This window comes from Pseudomonas graminis, from assembly GCF_004364335.1.
Taxonomy (GTDB): Bacteria; Pseudomonadota; Gammaproteobacteria; order Pseudomonadales; family Pseudomonadaceae; genus Aquipseudomonas; species Aquipseudomonas graminis_D.
Genome location: NZ_SOCR01000007.1, coordinates 44,085 through 61,286 on the forward strand (window position 1 = coordinate 44,085; position 17,202 = coordinate 61,286).

Genomic DNA, 17,202 nt, shown 5'->3' on the forward strand with positions numbered 1-17,202 from the left:
GCAAAACGCGACTTGGGTGCAGGCTGAACGCAGGTCTCGCGCAGTGGGCCGAGCGGCATGGATGCCGCGAGAGCCGCCCCCCGCCATGGATGGCGGATGGCGGCGGGCCCACGGAGCGAGACCGGAGTGAAGGAACCCGACGAAGTCGGGCCCAACCGAGAGCAAGCACCTTTGGTTACTTGGGGTGCTTTTCCAAGTAACTCGCCGAAGGCGAAACAGTCTGCCCCCAGGCAGACGCTCTTGATCTTAAGGATCTTGATCTTGATCTTTAAGGGGGACCCGCCCGCAACCGCAACACACGAGCCCCATCAAACGGATCGACCAACCAATGCCCCCGCACACCAAAAACGTCACTCAATAGCTCCGGCGACAACACATCAAAGGGCGAACCCAACGCCACCAACCGCCCACCGTCCATCACCGCCAGACGGTCACAGCCCAACGCCTGATTCAAATCATGCAACGCCACCACCGTCGTCACCGGCAAATCCTGCACCAACCGCAAAATCGACAACTGCTGCTGAATATCCAGATGATTCGTCGGCTCATCCAGCAACAACACCTGCGGCCGCTGCGCCAACGCCCGCGCAATATGCCCGCGTTGCTGCTCCCCACCCGACAACGTATGCCACGCCCGATGCGCCAAGTGCTGCAAACTCACATCCGCAAGCGCCTGCGCCACAATCCGGTCATCCTCCTCGCCCCACGGCGCCAGCGCCGACAGCCACGGCGTACGCCCCAGCTCAACCGCCTGCAACAGACTGATCGAATCGCCGGTCTGCGCATGCTGCTCCACCACCGCCATCTGCCGCGCAATGTCCCGCCGGCTCAGCGTCGACAAGTGCTTCCCGCCCAAACGAACGTCGCCCTGGGACGGCGTTTGAATCCCCGCCAGCAACTTCAACAGCGTCGACTTCCCCGAGCCATTGGGCCCGACGATCCCCAGGTTTTCCCCAGTCCGAATCGCCAGGCTCACGCCACTGAGCAACGCCGTACCCTTGACCGAATAACTCAGGTCACTGCCTTCGAGCATGGCGCCGGGCACCTCCTGACGGGCATTCATCGAGGACGATTCCCACGGACCAGAATCATCGCAAAAACCGGCGCGCCCACCAGCGCAGTGATCACCCCGATCGGCAACACCTGGCCCTTGATCAAGGTGCGCGACAGCACATCGGCGGCGATCATGAACAGCGCGCCGATCAGGGCGCTCAAGGGCAACAACCGTGCGTGGCGCACGCCCGCCATCAAACGCACCCCATGGGGAATCACCAGACCGACGAAGCCGATGGAGCCGACGATCGACACCATCACCGCGGTCATCAGCGCGGCGGTGAGGATCAGCACGGCCTGCACCCGGCGCACCGGAATGCCCAGCGACGCGGCCGAATCGCTGCCGAACGTGAAGGCATCCAGCGCGCGCCGATGCCACAGGCACACCAGCAGACCGAGTACCACCACCGGCACTGACAGGGCCACCGACGACCAGCGCACGCCGCTGAGATTGCCGAGCAACCAGAACATGATCCCGCGGGCCTGCTCGGCATTCGCCGACTTGGTGATCAGGAAGGATGTCAGGGCGTTGAACAGCTGGGACCCGGCGATGCCCGCCAGGATGATCTGGCCGGCAGCGGTCTGGCCCCGAGAGGAGCGGGCGAGCAGGGCAACCAGTGCGAAGGCGGCGATGGCGCCGGCAAACGCGCCGGTGGACAGGGAAATCGTCCCGGCACCGATACCGATGATTGCCACCAGGACCGCGCCGGTCGAAGCACCGGCAGAAATACCCAGCAAGTACGGATCGGCCAGCGGGTTGCGCAGCAGCGACTGCAAGACCACGCCCGACACGGCGAGCCCTGCGCCGCAGGTAGCGGCAACGATGGCTCGAGTCAGGCGGTAATTCCAGACGATGCCCTCGTCGATCGGGTCGAGGGGGTAGCCTGCGGCCCACAGCTTGTTCGCCAGCACCTGAACGATCACCGGCAGGCTGATTGATGTCTCGCCGATCGCCACGCCCGCCAGCACCGCCAACGCCAGCAATGCAATGGCCCAGGCACCGTGGCCGAAGATTCGGGCGATGCTTGAGCGAGGAATACGCAGCGACGTCATTGCGGGTGAATCGCCTGGGCCAACTGTTCGATGCCGTCAAATAGACGCACGCTGGACTCCATGGCGCTGGCGTCCATGATCACGATGCGATTGTTTTTCACCGCGTCCATGTTCTGTGTGACCGGGTCAGAGCGGAGGAAGGCCAGTTTCTTTTCATGGTCGTCGGCCGGGAAGCGGCGGCGGTCCATCCGCGCGATGACCAGCACGGTCGGGTTGGCCTTGGCGATGGTTTCCCAGCCCACGGTCGGCCATTCCTCGTCGGAGTCGATGACATTGCGCATGCCGAGGGTGTCGAGCATGAAGTTGGGAATGCCCTTGCGCCCGGCGACGTAGGGGTCGACGTTGAGGTCCGGGCTGGAGAACCAGAACACCGCCGACACGGGCGGGTTGGCATGGGTTTTCGCCTGGGCTACAGCTCGGACCAACCGCGTCTGGTAATCCGCGATCAGTTGCTCGCCACGGTCCTGCACGTCGAAAATCTGCGCCAGCTGACGCAGGCTTTTGTACAGCGTGTCGATGCGGAAGGCTTCGAGCCGCGTACCGTCGGCGCCGACCCGGTTGTTCTTGCCCTCGCAGTCGGACGGCAGAATGTAGGTGGGGATGCCCAGGTCGCGGAACTGCTCGCGGGTGCCGACGGCGCCCTGAGGCCCGACCATCCATTCAAACTGCACCGGCACGAAATCCGGGCGTTTGCCGATCACCGATTCGAAGCTTGGCGCATTGTCGGCCAGGCGCTCGATGCGGTCGTTGAGGGTCTGGTACTGAGGCAGGACGGGGTTGAACCACAACGAGGTGCCCACCACGTTCGGGCCCAGGCCAAGGGCATACAACATCTCGGTGGCGGCCTGGCCGATGGTCACGGTTTTCTGCGGCGCGTGGGTGAAGGTCAGTGCTTCGCCGCAGTTGTCCACGGTCAAGGGGTAAACCGTCGACGCCGCGAGCGCGGCGGTGGGCAAGGTCAGGGTGACGAGCAGGGCAGCGAGGCGGCGCAGCGGCATGAACAGCGATCTCCAGAAAGCCTGATGCGTGGCGAAGCAGGCGCTGGAAAGTCCATCCCGACAGGCACCCCACAGATAAGGGCGAGCACGGCGCGCGCGTAGGACGCACGAACGGGAGTCCTTCCCCGGACACCCCGCCGGTGAATGAATATGCTGGCCGGCAGGTCTCCTGACTGGCGCCTCATCGCCGTGCTTCGGCCTTCCCGGGGTTAACCCAGTGGCAAACAGGAAGCAGGGCTCAGCGCCTACAGTTGCGGGGACAGTTCCCTTTCAGCGCGCAGCACGCGCGGGGGGATTCCCTATTAATTCCGAGTGGAAACCGGCGGCGGGGATACTAAACGATTCGGCGGATGGAGGCGAATGCAGTGGCGGGAAGAGACGTTGCGCGGGCCGCGATCGGACGAACGCGGTGGGTCAGGCTAGATGGCTGGCGGTGACAGATCGCAATCGCGGGCAAGCGCGCTCCTACAATGGATCTCGGCAACGCAGGCATTCTTCGGCGCACACAAAATCCGTAGGAGCCGGCTTGCTGCGGGCCGCGATCGGACGAACGCGGTGGGTCAGGCTAAATGGCTGGCGGTGACAGATCGCAATCGCGGGCAAGCGCGCTCCTACAATGGATCTCGGCAACGCATGCATTCTTCGGCGCACACAAAATCCGTAGGAGCCGGCTTGCTGGCGAATGCGTGGTGTCAGGCGACAGAAGGGTAGCTGATACACCGCGTTCGCCAGCAAGCCGACTCCTACAGGGTGTCTTCAGGCATTGCCTCGCGTCCCGGTCCTCGAAACCATGACCTACAACTTAAACGGCCAGCCCACGATCTTCTTTGACCGTGGCGTCGCGTAGGTCCGCACTTTCGAGGTCTTCAATCCCAGACGCACTAACGATTCCGCCAGTGCCACCGCAGCGGTGACACCATCCACCACCGGCACGCCGGCGCGTTCGCGGATGAGTTGATCCAGCCCGGCCATGCCGCCGCAGCCCAGGCAGATCACTTCGGCCTTGTCCCGGGTCACCGCTTCAATGGCCTGCTCAACGATGGCCTCGAGGGCACGCTCCGGGAATTCCTCCAGCTCCAGCACGCTCATGCCACTGGCGCGCACCGACGCGCAGCGCTCGTACACGCCGGCCAGCTTCAGGCGGTCTTCGATCAACGGGACGGTGCGGTCCAACGTCGTGACCACCGCGTACTTATGACCCAGCAACATTGCCAGGCTGGCGGCCGCTTCGGTGATGTCCACCACCGGCACGTCGAGCAGTTCCTGCAAGCCCTCGCGGCCATGCTCGCCGTAGCCGGCTTGAATCACCGCGTCATAAGGCCCGTCGTAGGACATGACCCGGTCCATCACCGCGATGGCCGCCAGATAACTTTCAAAATTGCCTTCCACCGACTCGGCGCCGAAACGCGGGGTCAGGCCGATGATCTCGGTGCCGGGGGAGGCCACGCTGCGGGCCTGCAGGGCGATGGTATCGGTCATGGATTCGGTGGTGTTGACGTTGACGATCAGAATTCGCATGGACGGATCTCGCGCGGGGAACAAGGCCGGGCGTCTGGCCCGGCGTCGTTGGGCACGATATCAGTCTTTGCCGGGGACTGGCGCCTGCAGGGCAATGAAGCCCTGATCGCGCATGGCTTGCCAGAAACCATCCGGCACCTGTGCGTTGAGCGCGGTGACGTCTTCGATGATTCGCGAGGGCCGGCTGGCGCCCGGAATCACCGCCGCCACCAGCGGGTGGGCGAGGACGAACTGCAGCGCCGCCGACTTGATATCGACCTGATACTGCCGAGCGATCTCCTGGATGTGCGTGACCTTGTCGAGCATCGCCTGTGACGCTGGCTGGTACTCGAAATGCTTGCCGCCCACCAACACGCCGGAGCTATAAGGCCCGCCGACAACGAACTCGGCGTTGTGCTGACGGGCCTTGTCGAACAGCCGTTGCAGCGGCTGGTCGTGGTCGAGCAGCGAATACCGACCGGCGAGCAGGAAACCGTCGGGCCGGGCTTCTTCAAGGTCCAGCGTCAGTTCGCACGGCTCGACGCGGTTGACGCCAAGGCCCCAGGCCTTGATCACGCCTTCCTCGCGCAGACGGGTGAGGGCGCGGAAAGCGCCGGTGCGGGCGATGTTGAAATGCTCGATCCAGGCATCGCCGTGGGCGTCCTGCGCGACGTCATGGACAAACACGATGTCCAGCCGATGGGTGTTCAGCCGCTTCAGGCTCGCTTCAATGGAACGCAGGGTGGCGTCGGCGGAGTAGTCGGTGATGATCTTGTTTTTCAGGCCTTCGGCGAAGGGGCCGGTGCGGGTTTCGGTGTCGATCTCATCGGAGATCAGCCGGCCGACTTTGGTGCTCAGGGTGTACTGATCGCGCGGGACGCCGGCGAGGGCCTTGCCCAGACGCTGCTCGGACAGGCCGGCGCCGTAGACAGGCGCAGTGTCGAAATAGCGAATGCCCTGATCCCAGGCAGACTGAACAGTGGCCGCGGCTTCTTCTTCGTCGATGGTACGGAACATGTTGCCCAGCGGCGCGGAGCCGAAGCCAAGGCGGCCGATGATCTTGTCGTGCAGACTCATGGGGGTGTCCTGTGCGGTGAGGCGTGTCGGATGGCGCGGGGTTCATGGCCCTGATCGAGCACAATGAAACCGGCGAAGCTTCTTTACTGACTGTGGATTGCTGCAGGGGTTCTTCGGAATGCGCCGCGTCTTACTTTCACATGCTCGGCGAGCGACTATCCTCAGCCCATGCAATGTTCTCCGTGCGGGCGAGTTGCGACCTGAGGACAGATACGTGGCGGGCCCAGGGTGCACGGTCCCCCCGGTAGGACCGGCTTCAGCCGGGAAGAGGCCCTCATGCACGCCGTCCATGTCCAGAGGAGCCGGGTTAAGGTGACTGCCCAGAGAGGCCGCCGATGAGCGAGCACATCATTCATTTCCATTGCGGGGTCGATCAGGCCAGCACCGAGCATTTTCGCGATCGCTGCCTGGAAGCCGTTGGCAAAGGCGCGACCGGGTTGCTGCTGAATCTGTCGACCGCCGGCGGCAGCACCGCGCTGGGGTTCACTCTCTACAACTTCCTGAAGTCCCTGACAGTGCCAATCCGCGCACTCAACAGCGGCAACATCGAATCCATGGGCATCGTCATCTACCTGGCGGCTCAGGAGCGGATCGTCTGCCCCCATTCGCGTTTTCTGATCCATCCCATGAGCTGGTACTTCAACCAGAGCTCGGTGGACCACTCGCGCATGCGCGAATACCTGCGCAGCCTGGACAACGACCTCCAGCGCTACGTGAATATCTACCAGAGCGAAACCGTAAGCGCCGTGCACCCGCTGGACATCGGGCGCTGCCTGTCGGCGGAGGAGAAGGTCATCCGCGCCGAAGATTCGCTGGCGTGCGGCATTGCCCATCGTGTCGAGCAGCTGCAGTTTGCCGAAGACGCCGTGCACTGGACTGTCAGCGCCAGCTAAGCTCAACCCATTGAACCGGGTCGCGATTGAACCCTCTGACTCTATTGTTGGCCACATTGAAACGAGAGGTAACTGCCATGCAATCCCATACACCCGATGCTGCACCCGTTCCGCCGCGTCCTGCTCCTCAGCCGGGCGACGAAGAGTCAGGATTTGATGCCGACATGGATCCGGGCAATGAAGACCCAGGCTCCCAGCTTGATCGAGACGCAACGGTGCCGCTCATCGATCCGGACAAATGAGGGGAGGGTGCCGCTGACAACGTGCGCTTGTATGACGCGTAGGAGGCCGGGTTGACGGCTATGCAAACAAAAGGGCGAGAGCCTTGGCCCTCGCTCGCTTCACTCACCCGCACGTCGTTACGACTTGCCGCCTGAGCCGCCTTTCTTGCCGGTGCCACTGGCGCCTGCACCCGACTCTTTCTTCATATCGCTTGCGGCATTGCCGCTGCCCGAAGCCTGGCCGCCTTTCTTGCCCGCCTCGGACGCTTTCTCTTTATCGTTCGCAAAATTGCCAGGGTTCGACTTTCCGGTGTTAGCCATGATCGCAGACCTCTTGTTATTGATAAGGCGAGACAGGTGCCTCGCCTTAGTTGTGAGGGGTCGTTCACGCAATGGTTTAAACCGTCGCTGCGCTTGCAGACCAACGGCTGTGGGAATAAATGCCCGCTGCTACATATGCACTTCAACCGCCAGCGGCAGGTGATCGGACAGATGCGTCCATGGCCGCGTGCCAAGGATTTTCGGGTGATGGCTGGTGGCGTTGCGCAGGTAGATGCGGTCCAGGCGCAGCATCGGGAAGCGCGCCGGGTACGTCTTCGCCAGCCGCCCCTGACTGCGCTCGAAGGCTTCGTGCAGGTAGCCGCAGCGCTGCAGGCGCTTGTTGCCTTGCAATTGCCAATCGTTGAAATCGCCGGCGATCACCACCGGGGCGTCTTCGGGCAGCGAGTCGAGCAGGTCGCAGAGCAGGTTCAGCTGCAACTGACGGTGGCTTTCCAGCAGGCTCAGATGCACGCATATCGCATGGACTTCCGCATGCCCCGGCACTTGCAGCACGCAATGCAGCAGGCCGCGCCGCTCCGGCCCGGTGATCGAGATGTCCAGGTTGCGGTGATGCAGGATCGGGTATTTGGACAGCAGCGCGTTGCCGTGGTGGCCGTCGGGGTAGACCGCGTTGCGGCCGTAGGCGAAGTCCGTCCACATGCTGTCGGCGAGGAATTCATAGTGCGGCGTGTCGGGCCAGTCTTCGTACTTGGCCGCGTGGCGGTCATGGCCGCCGAGGACTTCCTGGAGAAACACCAGGTCGGCGCCGGTGCTGCGCACGGCTTCACGCAACTCCGGCAGGATGAAACGCCGGTTCAATGCGGTGAAGCCCTTGTGGGTGTTCACGGTCAGTACGCGCAGTTTATGGACTTCGCGCAACGTGGCCGGATCCGGAGGGGTAGCGTTCGAGCCAGCGGGATCGGGGGTCACGCCCTCACTCCTGTTCGGTGGATGTGCTATTCCGACCGGGCCGCAAGCCGGCAGTTCAGCTTTTAGGTGGGACGGGCTCTGGCCGGGGGATTTCAACAGCCAGTGAGACCTGTTGCACGACGCCGGCCGCTTCCCTCTGTAGGACCGGCTTTAGCCGGGAAGCCTTTATACCTCGCGTCCTCTAGACCCGCGTATCGACCGGCCTCTTGCGTGACAGCACCACCGCCAGTGTCAATGCCGCCACCGACAACACTGCCGCGAAAAAGAAAATCCAGCCGTAGCCCATGCCCAAAGCCACCGCGCCCATCAGGGGGCCGGCAATGGCCAGCGCCAGGTCGAAAAACACCGCATAAGCGCTGAGCCCGGCACCGCGACTGCTATTGGGCACCTGTTTGATGGCTTCAACGCCCAGCGCAGGATAAACCAGCGACAAACCAAAGCCGGTCAGCCCCGCGCCGATCAGGGCGAAGGTGGTGTCGGGGGCCAGCCATAGCATCAGCAGACCCAGGGTTTCCACCGAGATGCAGACGATCGCCGAGCGAAAGCCGCCGAAGCGGTTGATCGCATTGATGAACAGCAAACGCGCGACGATGAAGCAGATGCCGAACACCGTCAGGCACCAGGCAGCGCCTTCCCAGCCCCGGGCCACGTAAAACAGCGTGATGAACGTCGTCAGCGTGCCGTAGCCGATGGAGGACAGGGTCAGGCTCAGGCCAAACGGCGCCACCCGGCCGAAGACCGAGAAGAACGGCAGGCGCTCGCCGCGTACCACCGGGATCGCCGGTTTCTTGCGAATCAACAGCAACGCCCCGACCGCCAGTACGAACAACACCAACCCCAGGCTGGCAAAGCCCAGCGCGCCGACCATCACCACCCCCAGCGGCGCGCCTATCGCAATGGCGCCGTAGGAAGCGATGCCGTTCCAGGAAATCGAACGGGCCGTGTGCTCCGAACCGACCTGGCCGATGCACCAACTGATGGTGCCGACGCCGATCAAGCCTTGGGACGCACCCAGGAACAGGCGAGCGACGATCAGGATGGTCAGGCTGACTCCGGCGAACCGCTCCAGCAGGATCCCCGCCAGGGTCAGCACGCCGCTCAACGCGATGCCGGACAGCCCGTAAACGATGGCGCGCTTGGTGCCGATGGTGTCGCAGATGCGTCCGGCCACGGGGCGGCTCAACAGCGTCGCCAGGTATTGCGCGCCGATCACCAGCCCCGCGACCACCGCGCTGAAGCCCAGTTGGTTATGCACGTAGCCGGGCATCACTGCGATGGGCAAACCGATGCACAGGAACGCGATGAAGGTGTAGACGACGATGGACACGATTTGCAGCGTGATCGCCATCGAACTGGCGTCGCTGACAGGCGTATGGGCGGGCGTATCGGGCGGCAGGGCGGCAGACATGGGGACTCTTCGCTGGAGCGGTGGGAGTGCCGCATCATCGCCCGTGGGATCGGGAAATGAAAGCTGGCTAACGGTTTTTATCCGGGCTCAGATGGCGTCCGCGCTGGCCTCTTCCCGGCTAAAGCCGGTCCTACTGACTGACCGCGTGATTCCAGTGGGACCGTCTTTAGCCGGGAAAGCGTCGGATGTCACACCGCAGGATTGGGGCACTTGGCCTGGCGTCTTCCCGGCTAAAGCAGGTCCCACTGTCACAAAAAAGCCCCGTCACGATGGACGGGGCTCCTTGTTTTCAGCATCAATCGATCAGTGGATGACCTTGATCAGAAGGCGACGCCCTGGCTGCGCAGGTAATCGTCGTAGGTGCCGCTGAAGTCGGTCACGCCACTTGGGCTCAGCTCGATGATGCGGGTGGCCAGGGACGATACGAACTCGCGGTCGTGGCTGACGAAGATCAGCGTGCCCGGGTAGTTCTCCAGCGCCAGGTTCAGCGCCTCGATCGACTCCATGTCCAGGTGGTTGGTCGGTTCGTCCATGATCAGCACGTTCGGCTTCTGCAGGATCAGCTTGCCGAACAGCATGCGGCCTTGCTCACCACCGGAAATGACTTTGACCGATTTGAGGATCTCGTCGTTGGAGAACAGCATCCGGCCCAGGGTGCCACGAATGACTTGTTCGCCTTGAGTCCATTGGCCCATCCAGTCGAACAGGGTGACATCGTCTTCGAAGTCGTGGGCGTGGTCCTGGGCGTAATAACCCAGTTCTGCTGCATCGGTCCACTTGATCGTGCCGGCATCCGGGGTCAGTTCATTGACCAACGTGCGCAGCAGGGTGGTTTTGCCGATACCGTTCGGGCCGATGATCGCAACGCGCTCCCCCGCTTCAACCTGGAAGCTGAAGTTCTTGAACAGCGGCTTGCCGTCGAAGCCTTTGGCCATTTGGTCAATGATGACCGCCTGACGGTGCAGCTTCTTGTTCTGATCAAAGCGGATGAACGGGCTGACCCGGCTCGACGGCTTGACCTCGGCCAGCTGGATCTTGTCGATCGCTTTGGCGCGGGACGTGGCCTGCTTGGCTTTCGAGGCGTTCGCAGAGAAGCGGCTGACGAACGATTGCAGCTCGGATATCTGGGCTTTCTTCTTGGCGTTGTCCGACAGCAACTGCTCGCGGGACTGGGTGGCCACGGTCATGTACTCATCGTAGTTGCCCGGGAACAGACGCAGCTCGCCGTAATCCAGGTCAGCCATGTGGGTGCACACGCTGTTGAGGAAGTGACGGTCGTGAGAAATGATGATCATCAGGCTGGAGCGCTGGGTCAGGATGTTTTCCAGCCAGCGAATGGTATTGATGTCCAGGTGGTTGGTCGGTTCGTCGAGCAACAGCACTTCAGGATCGGAGAACAGCGCCTGGGCCAGCAACACGCGCAGTTTCCAGCCCGGCGACACCTCGCTCATCGGACCGTTGTGCTGCTCGATGCCGATGCCCAGACCGAGCAACAACTCGCCGGCACGGGATTCGGCGGTGTAGCCGTCCATTTCGGCGAATTCGGTTTCCAGCTCGGCGACGGCCATGCCGTCTTCTTCGGTCATTTCCGGCAGCGAGTAGATGCGATCGCGCTCGGCCTTGACCTTCCACAGCTCTTCGTGACCCATGATCACGGTGTCGATGACGGTGAAGTCTTCGTAGGCGAACTGGTCCTGGCGCAATTTACCCAGACGCACGTTCGGCTCAAGCATCACCTGGCCGCCGGACGGCTCCAGATCGCCGCCCAGGATCTTCATGAAGGTGGACTTGCCACAGCCATTGGCGCCGATGAGGCCATAGCGATTGCCACCGCCGAATTTGACCGAAACGTTCTCGAACAGCGGCTTGGCGCCAAACTGCATGGTGATGTTAGCTGTGGAAATCAATTACCTTACCTATCAATGGGTTGCGGGTTGCTGGATGTGACCTTGGGCCAATCCTGGGGCATTTCTGAGTTTTTCCATTTCCCCCCAATCGCCGCTGGAGCTGAGCCAGCGCGCATATGTCGAGAGCAGCATCTGGACTGAGTGTCCGAGCTGTTGGGCGACAAAGGAGGGATTCGTTCCAGACATTGCGCGTAGTGTCGCATAAGTATGACGACAGTTGTACGGCGGACTCTGGAACAAATGTCTGAAGGACCTGTCAGCTAAATGCGTAAAGGTGGCTCTACGCTGGGGTCTGTGCTGGCTGGAGTCGCTTTAATCGACCTGTGATCATTTTTGGAATTGACTATGTTGAATAAATGGAATTTGCCAGTCGCAACGAACCGATCGCTAAAAAAAGCCGCGCTCAATCTCACCCTGAGCCTGGCCGTATCAATGACCGCTGGCGTCACGGCCGCCCTGGCAGCCTCGCCGCCTGCGGAGGCGCAGAGCAGTTACACCGCCCAGCAAGTCTCGATGCTAGGGGGCAAGCTTTCAGTCAACGTACCGGCCGGGTTTGTCAAAGATCCCACGCCGATCGACCCTAGAGCGACTGCCCTGGGCATGACGGGCGCCAACTACCTCAACAAAGCAGAAAAAAGCGTGCTGATCACCGGGCAGGTTCCCCTTGCGACAGCCGTCGACTCCGACAACGACGAAACCGCCTTGAACGGTCTGCTGACCGGCACGGCGCTGCAACAACGTACCGATTACCAGGACTATAAAAAACTTGGGGAAAAAAGCATCGTTAAAGCCAGTGGGTTGGGCTTGCGTCAGCTCGATGCCTCATTCATTGCGGGCGGCAAGCCGATGCTCGCGACTACCGTGGCCGCTGCTTCTGGCACACAGTCCGCAGTCGTCACAGTGATCACCAACGCGGACAACCCCAAAGGCCACGCTGCACTTGTGAAAACTGTTACCGGGGAGTGAGTAAAGGCCATCGCTGGCGCTCACGAGCTAGGACGCCACGTCACCGATGAGGTGACGTGGCCTGATGAGGATGGATAATCGAGAGCGGCAATGACCCTGCTGCCGAGCTGCATCACACGATCAAGCGTGCTCGACCTGCGTCCTGACCTTGTTCACCGTGCTGTAATGGGAGAACACGATGCAGCCGATCAGCCGGGAGAACAGGCCCAGGGTTTCGACCAGGTCGGGGTTTTCGAAGGAGCTGGCTTTGGAGTCAAGCAGGCACAACGCGCCGAACAGCTGGCCGTCGGGCAGGCTGATCGGTACGCCGATGTAGCTTTCGATGGCATATTTCTTGACCACCGGGCGACCCGCATACCGCTGGCTTTGGCTGATGCTGGGGATGATCAGCGCCTTCGGGTTTTCGATCAGCTCGTTGCACAGGGTGGTTTCCAGCTCCAGCACTTCGCCTTCCTGGATACCGATGTGAATCTCGTCGTAGACCGCACAGGCGATCCATTCGGCGTCGGTGAACTTGGCAATGCCGGCGAAGCGCATGCCGGTCAGCCGGGTCACGAGCCTGAGAATATTCGTCGTCGCTTCAACCTCGGCAATCGCCGAACGCTCTGCAATGGTCAGCAAATCCGGGCAGAGCAGGGAATTCAAAGCCATTGTCGGCTCCATGTAAGCGTGGGGTGGCATCCCGGATGGGGCCACATATGTGGCGCAGATTAGCATTTTGTAGGGCAAGCGTATCTCCCGCTCGGCGCGCTGCGACCATTTGCCATGGGGCAACTGATCAAAAAGCAGAGGCCGCCCCTGTCAAAGCTGGTGGGTGAACCGCTGCACCGCCCCGACAACCTGCCGCGCGCCTTCCTGAATTTCCACGATTACGCTGCCGGCCTGGCTGGCCAGCGACAGTCCCTGTTCAGCCTGAACCCGCGTGCTGCCCATGTCCTTGACCACGTCATCCACCAGCTTCTGGTTCTGTTGCACCACGGCGACGATTTCTTCGGTCGCGGTGCTGGTGCGCCCGGCCAGTTGACGCACTTCATCGGCCACCACGGCAAAGCCACGGCCTTGTTCACCGGCGCGCGCGGCCTCGATGGCGGCGTTGAGGGCCAGCAAATTGGTTTGTTGGGCGATGCCGCCGATGGTTTGCACGATGGTGCTGATCAGCAGCGACTGCTTGCCCAGCGCTTCCATGCCATGGGAGGCGGAAAGCATCTGGTCGGCGATGCCGTTCATGGTTTCCACGGTGTTGTTGATCACCGCCGCGCCGCGCTGCGCCGATACATCGGTCCGCTGGGAGATCTCGAATGCCGTGCCCGCGGCGACGCTGATATCCGCCTCGCGGCGGACCTGATCAGTGATCACGGTGGCAAATTTCACCACCTTATAAAGCTCGCCCTGGGTGTCGTGCACCGGGTTGTAGGTCGCTTCGAGCCAGACCTCTTCGCCCCGGCTGTTGATGCGCTTGAACCGGTCGGCCACGAATTCGCCGTTGTTCAGGCGCTTCCAGAAAGTCTTGTAGTCTTCAGTGGCGGCATACTTCGGGTCACAGAACAGGCTGTGGTGCTTGCCAAGAATCTGATCCTGGCTGTAACCCATTTCCTTGAGGAAGGACTGGTTGGCTTTCAGCACATGGCCGCCGAGGTCGAATTCGATGACCGCTGTCGAGCGCAGCAGAGCGTTGATGAACGACTCGTTTTCCCGGGCCTTGTTGATTTCGCTGGTGACGTTGGTCGCCAGGCATTTGAGCGCGACGAGACGACCCTGCTCATCCTTCAAGGGCGACCAGGTGGCGTGAATCCAGATCAGAGAGCCATTCTTGCTGATGAACCGGTAGTCGTCGGTCACTGTCGTGCCGCTGGTGGCTGCCGCCTTGAAGTTACGGAAGCACGGCATGGTCGCCACGTAGGAGGGCACGAACTCGGCCATGGGCTTGCCAATCAGTTCATCGGGGGAGTAACCGATTGCTGCGCAGAACTTGCCGTTCGCGTCCGTGATGCGCAGGTCGGAATCCACTGTCAGCGACAGCATTTCCTGCATGAGGGCGTCGTGAAAATTTTTGAGTGTGACCAGCTCCGAGCTCAGTACGGACACTTGCTTTTTGATTTTGGAATTAAACATCTGCCGCTCCTTGGATATGCTCACTTAAATGTCGGCGTTCGAATGCCGAAATTAAGTCCGGTCGTCAGAATGTTTATAGATCATGGGTGGGCAGAAGAAAGGCGCTGACGAGGAATTTTGGACAAGAAAAAGCCCGCGATGGGGGGTGCGGGCTTAAAGTCAGTCTTGGAGGAGCAAGTGAAGATTACCGCCCCCGATGTGAAAAACCTGTGAACGCCTCTCAACAACACTTAATAAATAGCGTTGGTCAGAAAAGCCTTCACGATGGACTTCGCTGAAGGCCTGACTTTCTCGCTGCCCAGCTCTTCAGTGGTAAACCACTTGCAGTCGGCAATTTCATTGTGGGGGGCAGGGGTGGCGATCATCGTCACCGACACTTCGAACACGTGATGCAACACGGTGCCGCCTTCAAACCGGGTGATGTACGCCAGGTCTTCCAGGATCAATCCGGTCTCTTCACGCAATTCGCGGGCAGCGGCCTGCGCTGGCGATTCATCGGCCTCGACCTTGCCGCCCGGCAGGTTCCAGCGGGCTTTGGATTTACGCACATAGAGAATCTGGTTGTCCCTGCGGCAAATGACTGTGGCTCGTTCTTTCATTGGCGTTCCTCCACCGTGAAACCCGTAAAAGCGCCTGCCGTCCGTGCATGTTCATACGGTTGTCACAAAACTTTCATAAAGACGTTTGAAGCAGTAACAGTGCCAATGTTCCCTTGACCCACATAAATCGGCCGGTATTTAAAAAACCATAGCTCGATTGAAGGGAGTCTCGGGACAACCGGCCCAACGGCGTGCAATTCCGTTTCGGTCAGGCGTGCGGAGATCCAAAATGCCACTACCTAACGGACGCGCTGATTGGGTTATGTCCCAAACGGATCGTGCCCTTGTCGCGATGAACGGTCGGCCGGTCCAACCGTGATGCGCGTTATTGGAGCGAGATGCCCACCGATGGGGCCCGCTGGTGATTGCGTGGGGTGATCCGTAGCGTTCGGGCCTGTCGGCCTGCACGGGGTTTCACCCTGCACGCACCTGCCTTTGATTCCATGTGATTGAAAACTCCGGCGATTTTCGCGGCTTCTTTTACCGCCCGACTCTGTGGCACACTTTCTGCTGTCTATTCCGTTGTGACACACAGCGTTCCGCTATAGCGGAATAAATACAACCGGCGGAGTTTCTCTCATGCGGCGCGGATCCCTTTCTTTGAAAGCTTGTGCATTGGCCCTGATAACGGCAGCAACGTTTGTAACAACGGCGTACGCCGCCGACAGCAAGCTTGACAGCGTCCTGCAGCGCGGCCATTTGATCGTGGGCACGGGCAGCACCAATGCCCCTTGGCACTTTCAGGGCGCAGACGGCAAGTTGCAGGGTTTTGATATCGACATCGCGCGCATCGTTGCCAAGGGCCTGTTCAATGACCCGAGCAAGGTCGAGTTCGTCGTGCAGTCCTCCGACGCCCGGATCCCGAACCTGCTGACGGATAAAGTCGACATGAGCTGTCAGTTCATCACCGTCACCGCCAGCCGCGCCCAGCAGGTGGCGTTCACCCTGCCTTACTACCGCGAAGGCGTCGCGCTGCTGCTGCCCACCAACAGCAAGTACAAGGAAATCGACGACCTCAAGGGCGCCGGCGATGGCCTCACCGTTGCCGTGCTGCAGAACGTCTACGCCGAAGAGCTGGTGCATCAGGCGCTGCCCAAGGCGAAGGTCGACCAGTACGACAGCGTCGATCTGATGTACCAGGCCATCAACTCCGGTCGTGCCGATGCGGCCGCCACCGATCAGTCGTCGGTGAAATACCTGATGGTGCAGAACCCCGGTCGCTATCGCTCGCCCGCGTTTGCCTGGAGCCCGCAGACCTACGCGTGTGCCGTCAAGCGTGGCGACCAGGACTGGCTGAACTTCGTCAACACCGCCCTGCATGAAGCCATGACCGGGGTTGAATTCCCGATGTATGCCGAGTCGTTCAAGAAGTGGTTTGGCGTGGACCTGCCGACCCCCGCGATCGGTTTCCCGATGGAATACAAATAACCCGCGGCGCTTGCGTCGCTCATTGAAGGGGGCGGGGACGGCCGTGGTGCCGTCCCGCCCCAGGTACTGCTGACCATGAATTATCAGCTGAATTTTGCAGCGGTCTGGCGGGATTTCCCCAGTCTGCTGGCCGGGCTCGGGCTTGGCCTTGAGCTCGCCCTGATCTCCATCGCCATCGGTTGCGTGATCGGCATGATGGCCGCGTTCGCGATGCTGTCGCGGTACAGGGCCCTGCGCATCGTGGCGTCGATTTACGTCACCGTGGTGCGCAACACGCCGATTCTGGTGCTGATTCTGTTGATCTATTTCGCCTTGCCAGGGCTTGGCATTCGGCTGGACAAGATCCCGTCGTTCATTGTGACCCTGTCGCTGTATGCCGGGGCGTACCTGACCGAAGTGTTCCGCGCAGGGCTGCTGAGCATTCACAAGGGCCAGCGCGAAGCGGGGCTGGCGATCGGCCTCGGCGAATGGCAGGTGCGCGCGTACATCGTGGTGCCGGTGATGCTGCGCAACGTGCTGCCGGCGTTGTCGAACAATTTCATTTCGCTGTTCAAGGATACGTCCCTGGCCGCCGCCATCGCGGTGCCGGAACTGACCTATTACGCGCGCAAGATCAACGTCGAGAGCTACCGGGTGATTGAAACCTGGCTGGTGACCACGGCGCTGTATGTCGCGGCCTGTTACCTCATTGCCATGCTGCTGCGTTACCTCGAGCAGCGTCTGGCGATTCGCCGCTAGG

Annotated in this window: 17 protein-coding genes, 2 pseudogenes and 1 riboswitch; of the genes and pseudogenes, 5 read left to right on the forward strand and 14 right to left on the reverse strand. The window is 61.4% G+C overall.

Features of this window, described 5'->3' with window-relative positions; genetic code table 11:
- Positions 1-268: 268 nt before the first annotated feature.
- The 5 genes from EC919_RS14250 to EC919_RS14270 form a co-directional block, all read right to left on the reverse strand.
- Positions 269-1,063 (reverse strand): ABC transporter ATP-binding protein, encoded by a 795-nt coding sequence (locus EC919_RS14250; RefSeq protein ID WP_133774919.1) that lies wholly within the window; start codon positions 1,061-1,063, stop codon positions 269-271.
- Positions 1,060-2,106, reverse strand: a complete 1,047-nt coding sequence (locus tag EC919_RS14255) for a FecCD family ABC transporter permease (protein ID WP_133774921.1) — start codon at positions 2,104-2,106, stop codon at positions 1,060-1,062. Before EC919_RS14255 ends, EC919_RS14250 begins: the two co-directional genes overlap by 4 nt.
- Entirely contained in the window at positions 2,103-3,104 is a 1,002-nt protein-coding gene (locus tag EC919_RS14260; protein ID WP_133774923.1) for an ABC transporter substrate-binding protein, read from the reverse strand. Before EC919_RS14260 ends, EC919_RS14255 begins: the two co-directional genes overlap by 4 nt.
- 142 nt (positions 3,105-3,246) lie before the next feature.
- A riboswitch (cobalamin riboswitch) is annotated at positions 3,247-3,443 on the reverse strand.
- Positions 3,444-3,899: 456 nt separating this feature from the next.
- Complete coding sequence (locus EC919_RS14265; protein ID WP_133774925.1) at positions 3,900-4,622, reverse strand: aspartate/glutamate racemase family protein; 723 nt, start codon at positions 4,620-4,622, stop codon at positions 3,900-3,902.
- A gap of 60 nt (positions 4,623-4,682) precedes the next feature.
- On the reverse strand, positions 4,683-5,678 hold the full coding sequence (locus EC919_RS14270; protein WP_133774927.1) for an aldo/keto reductase: 996 nt from the start codon (positions 5,676-5,678) through the stop codon (positions 4,683-4,685).
- 335 nt (positions 5,679-6,013) lie between these two features.
- Between EC919_RS14270 and EC919_RS14275 the strand changes: the two genes are divergently transcribed.
- On the forward strand, positions 6,014-6,571 hold the full coding sequence (locus EC919_RS14275; protein WP_133774929.1) for an ATP-dependent Clp protease proteolytic subunit: 558 nt from the start codon (positions 6,014-6,016) through the stop codon (positions 6,569-6,571).
- Positions 6,572-6,648: 77 nt separating this feature from the next.
- Complete coding sequence (locus EC919_RS27170) at positions 6,649-6,813, forward strand: hypothetical protein (RefSeq protein WP_166650546.1); 165 nt, start codon at positions 6,649-6,651, stop codon at positions 6,811-6,813.
- Between the two features lie 117 nt (positions 6,814-6,930).
- Here EC919_RS27170 and EC919_RS14280 read toward each other — a convergent pair whose 3' ends face one another.
- The 5 genes and pseudogenes from EC919_RS14280 to EC919_RS27430 form a co-directional block, all read right to left on the reverse strand.
- Positions 6,931-7,113, reverse strand: coding sequence for a general stress protein (locus EC919_RS14280; RefSeq protein WP_133774931.1), 183 nt, complete (start codon positions 7,111-7,113; stop codon positions 6,931-6,933).
- A 129-nt stretch (positions 7,114-7,242) separates the two neighbouring features.
- Entirely contained in the window at positions 7,243-7,992 is a 750-nt protein-coding gene (locus EC919_RS14285; RefSeq protein ID WP_420793101.1) for an endonuclease/exonuclease/phosphatase family protein, read from the reverse strand.
- 232 nt (positions 7,993-8,224) lie between these two features.
- Positions 8,225-9,451 carry an MFS transporter gene (locus EC919_RS14290; RefSeq protein WP_133774934.1) on the reverse strand — a complete coding sequence of 409 codons (1,227 nt, stop codon included), beginning with the start codon at positions 9,449-9,451 and terminating at the stop codon, positions 8,225-8,227.
- Between the two features lie 320 nt (positions 9,452-9,771).
- On the reverse strand, positions 9,772-11,358 hold the full coding sequence (locus tag EC919_RS14295) for an ABC-F family ATPase (RefSeq protein WP_133774936.1): 1,587 nt from the start codon (positions 11,356-11,358) through the stop codon (positions 9,772-9,774).
- A gap of 12 nt (positions 11,359-11,370) precedes the next feature.
- A pseudogene (locus EC919_RS27430) lies at positions 11,371-11,586 on the reverse strand (site-specific integrase); the annotation flags it as partial.
- Between the two features lie 117 nt (positions 11,587-11,703).
- On the opposite strand from EC919_RS27430, the gene EC919_RS14305 reads away from it, so the two are divergent.
- A complete protein-coding gene (locus EC919_RS14305; RefSeq protein ID WP_133774938.1) occupies positions 11,704-12,324 on the forward strand; it encodes a polyribonucleotide nucleotidyltransferase in 621 nt (206 codons plus the stop codon).
- Positions 12,325-12,444: 120 nt separating this feature from the next.
- Here the strand turns inward: EC919_RS14305 and EC919_RS14310 are convergent, their stop codons facing one another.
- From EC919_RS14310 to EC919_RS14320, 4 genes and pseudogenes are all read right to left on the reverse strand, one after another.
- A complete protein-coding gene (locus tag EC919_RS14310) occupies positions 12,445-12,975 on the reverse strand; it encodes a GAF domain-containing protein (RefSeq protein WP_133774940.1) in 531 nt (176 codons plus the stop codon).
- Between the two features lie 150 nt (positions 12,976-13,125).
- Complete coding sequence (locus EC919_RS27840) at positions 13,126-13,680, reverse strand: methyl-accepting chemotaxis protein (protein WP_432213822.1); 555 nt, start codon at positions 13,678-13,680, stop codon at positions 13,126-13,128.
- Positions 13,663-14,436 (reverse strand): annotated as a pseudogene (locus EC919_RS27845) (PAS domain-containing protein); the annotation flags it as partial. The gene EC919_RS27840 and the pseudogene EC919_RS27845, both read right to left, overlap by 18 nt.
- A gap of 230 nt (positions 14,437-14,666) precedes the next feature.
- Positions 14,667-15,035 (reverse strand): NUDIX hydrolase, encoded by a 369-nt coding sequence (locus EC919_RS14320; protein WP_133774944.1) that lies wholly within the window; start codon positions 15,033-15,035, stop codon positions 14,667-14,669.
- Positions 15,036-15,614: 579 nt separating this feature from the next.
- On the opposite strand from EC919_RS14320, the gene EC919_RS14325 reads away from it, so the two are divergent.
- Complete coding sequence (locus EC919_RS14325) at positions 15,615-16,463, forward strand: transporter substrate-binding domain-containing protein (RefSeq protein WP_133774946.1); 849 nt, start codon at positions 15,615-15,617, stop codon at positions 16,461-16,463.
- A gap of 75 nt (positions 16,464-16,538) precedes the next feature.
- Positions 16,539-17,201 (forward strand): amino acid ABC transporter permease, encoded by a 663-nt coding sequence (locus tag EC919_RS14330; protein WP_133774948.1) that lies wholly within the window; start codon positions 16,539-16,541, stop codon positions 17,199-17,201.
- Position 17,202: the final 1 nt, after the last annotated feature.

Bases quoted from the DNA above. Each gene is read 5' to 3' on its own strand.
- EC919_RS14250 (WP_133774919.1), bottom strand. From the start codon at position 1,063: ATGAATGCCCGTCAGGAGGTGCCCGGCGCCATGCTCGAAGGCAGTGAC.
- EC919_RS14255 (WP_133774921.1), bottom strand. From the start codon at position 2,106: ATGACGTCGCTGCGTATTCCTCGCTCAAGCATCGCCCGAATCTTCGGC.
- EC919_RS14260 (WP_133774923.1), bottom strand. From the start codon at position 3,104: ATGCCGCTGCGCCGCCTCGCTGCCCTGCTCGTCACCCTGACCTTGCCC.
- EC919_RS14265 (WP_133774925.1), bottom strand. From the start codon at position 4,622: ATGCGAATTCTGATCGTCAACGTCAACACCACCGAATCCATGACCGAT.
- EC919_RS14270 (WP_133774927.1), bottom strand. From the start codon at position 5,678: ATGAGTCTGCACGACAAGATCATCGGCCGCCTTGGCTTCGGCTCCGCG.
- EC919_RS14275 (WP_133774929.1), top strand. From the start codon at position 6,014: ATGAGCGAGCACATCATTCATTTCCATTGCGGGGTCGATCAGGCCAGC.
- EC919_RS27170 (WP_166650546.1), top strand. From the start codon at position 6,649: ATGCAATCCCATACACCCGATGCTGCACCCGTTCCGCCGCGTCCTGCT.
- EC919_RS14280 (WP_133774931.1), bottom strand. From the start codon at position 7,113: ATGGCTAACACCGGAAAGTCGAACCCTGGCAATTTTGCGAACGATAAA.
- EC919_RS14290 (WP_133774934.1), bottom strand. From the start codon at position 9,451: ATGTCTGCCGCCCTGCCGCCCGATACGCCCGCCCATACGCCTGTCAGC.
- EC919_RS14305 (WP_133774938.1), top strand. From the start codon at position 11,704: ATGTTGAATAAATGGAATTTGCCAGTCGCAACGAACCGATCGCTAAAA.
- EC919_RS14310 (WP_133774940.1), bottom strand. From the start codon at position 12,975: ATGGCTTTGAATTCCCTGCTCTGCCCGGATTTGCTGACCATTGCAGAG.
- EC919_RS14320 (WP_133774944.1), bottom strand. From the start codon at position 15,035: ATGAAAGAACGAGCCACAGTCATTTGCCGCAGGGACAACCAGATTCTC.
- EC919_RS14325 (WP_133774946.1), top strand. From the start codon at position 15,615: ATGCGGCGCGGATCCCTTTCTTTGAAAGCTTGTGCATTGGCCCTGATA.
- EC919_RS14330 (WP_133774948.1), top strand. From the start codon at position 16,539: ATGAATTATCAGCTGAATTTTGCAGCGGTCTGGCGGGATTTCCCCAGT.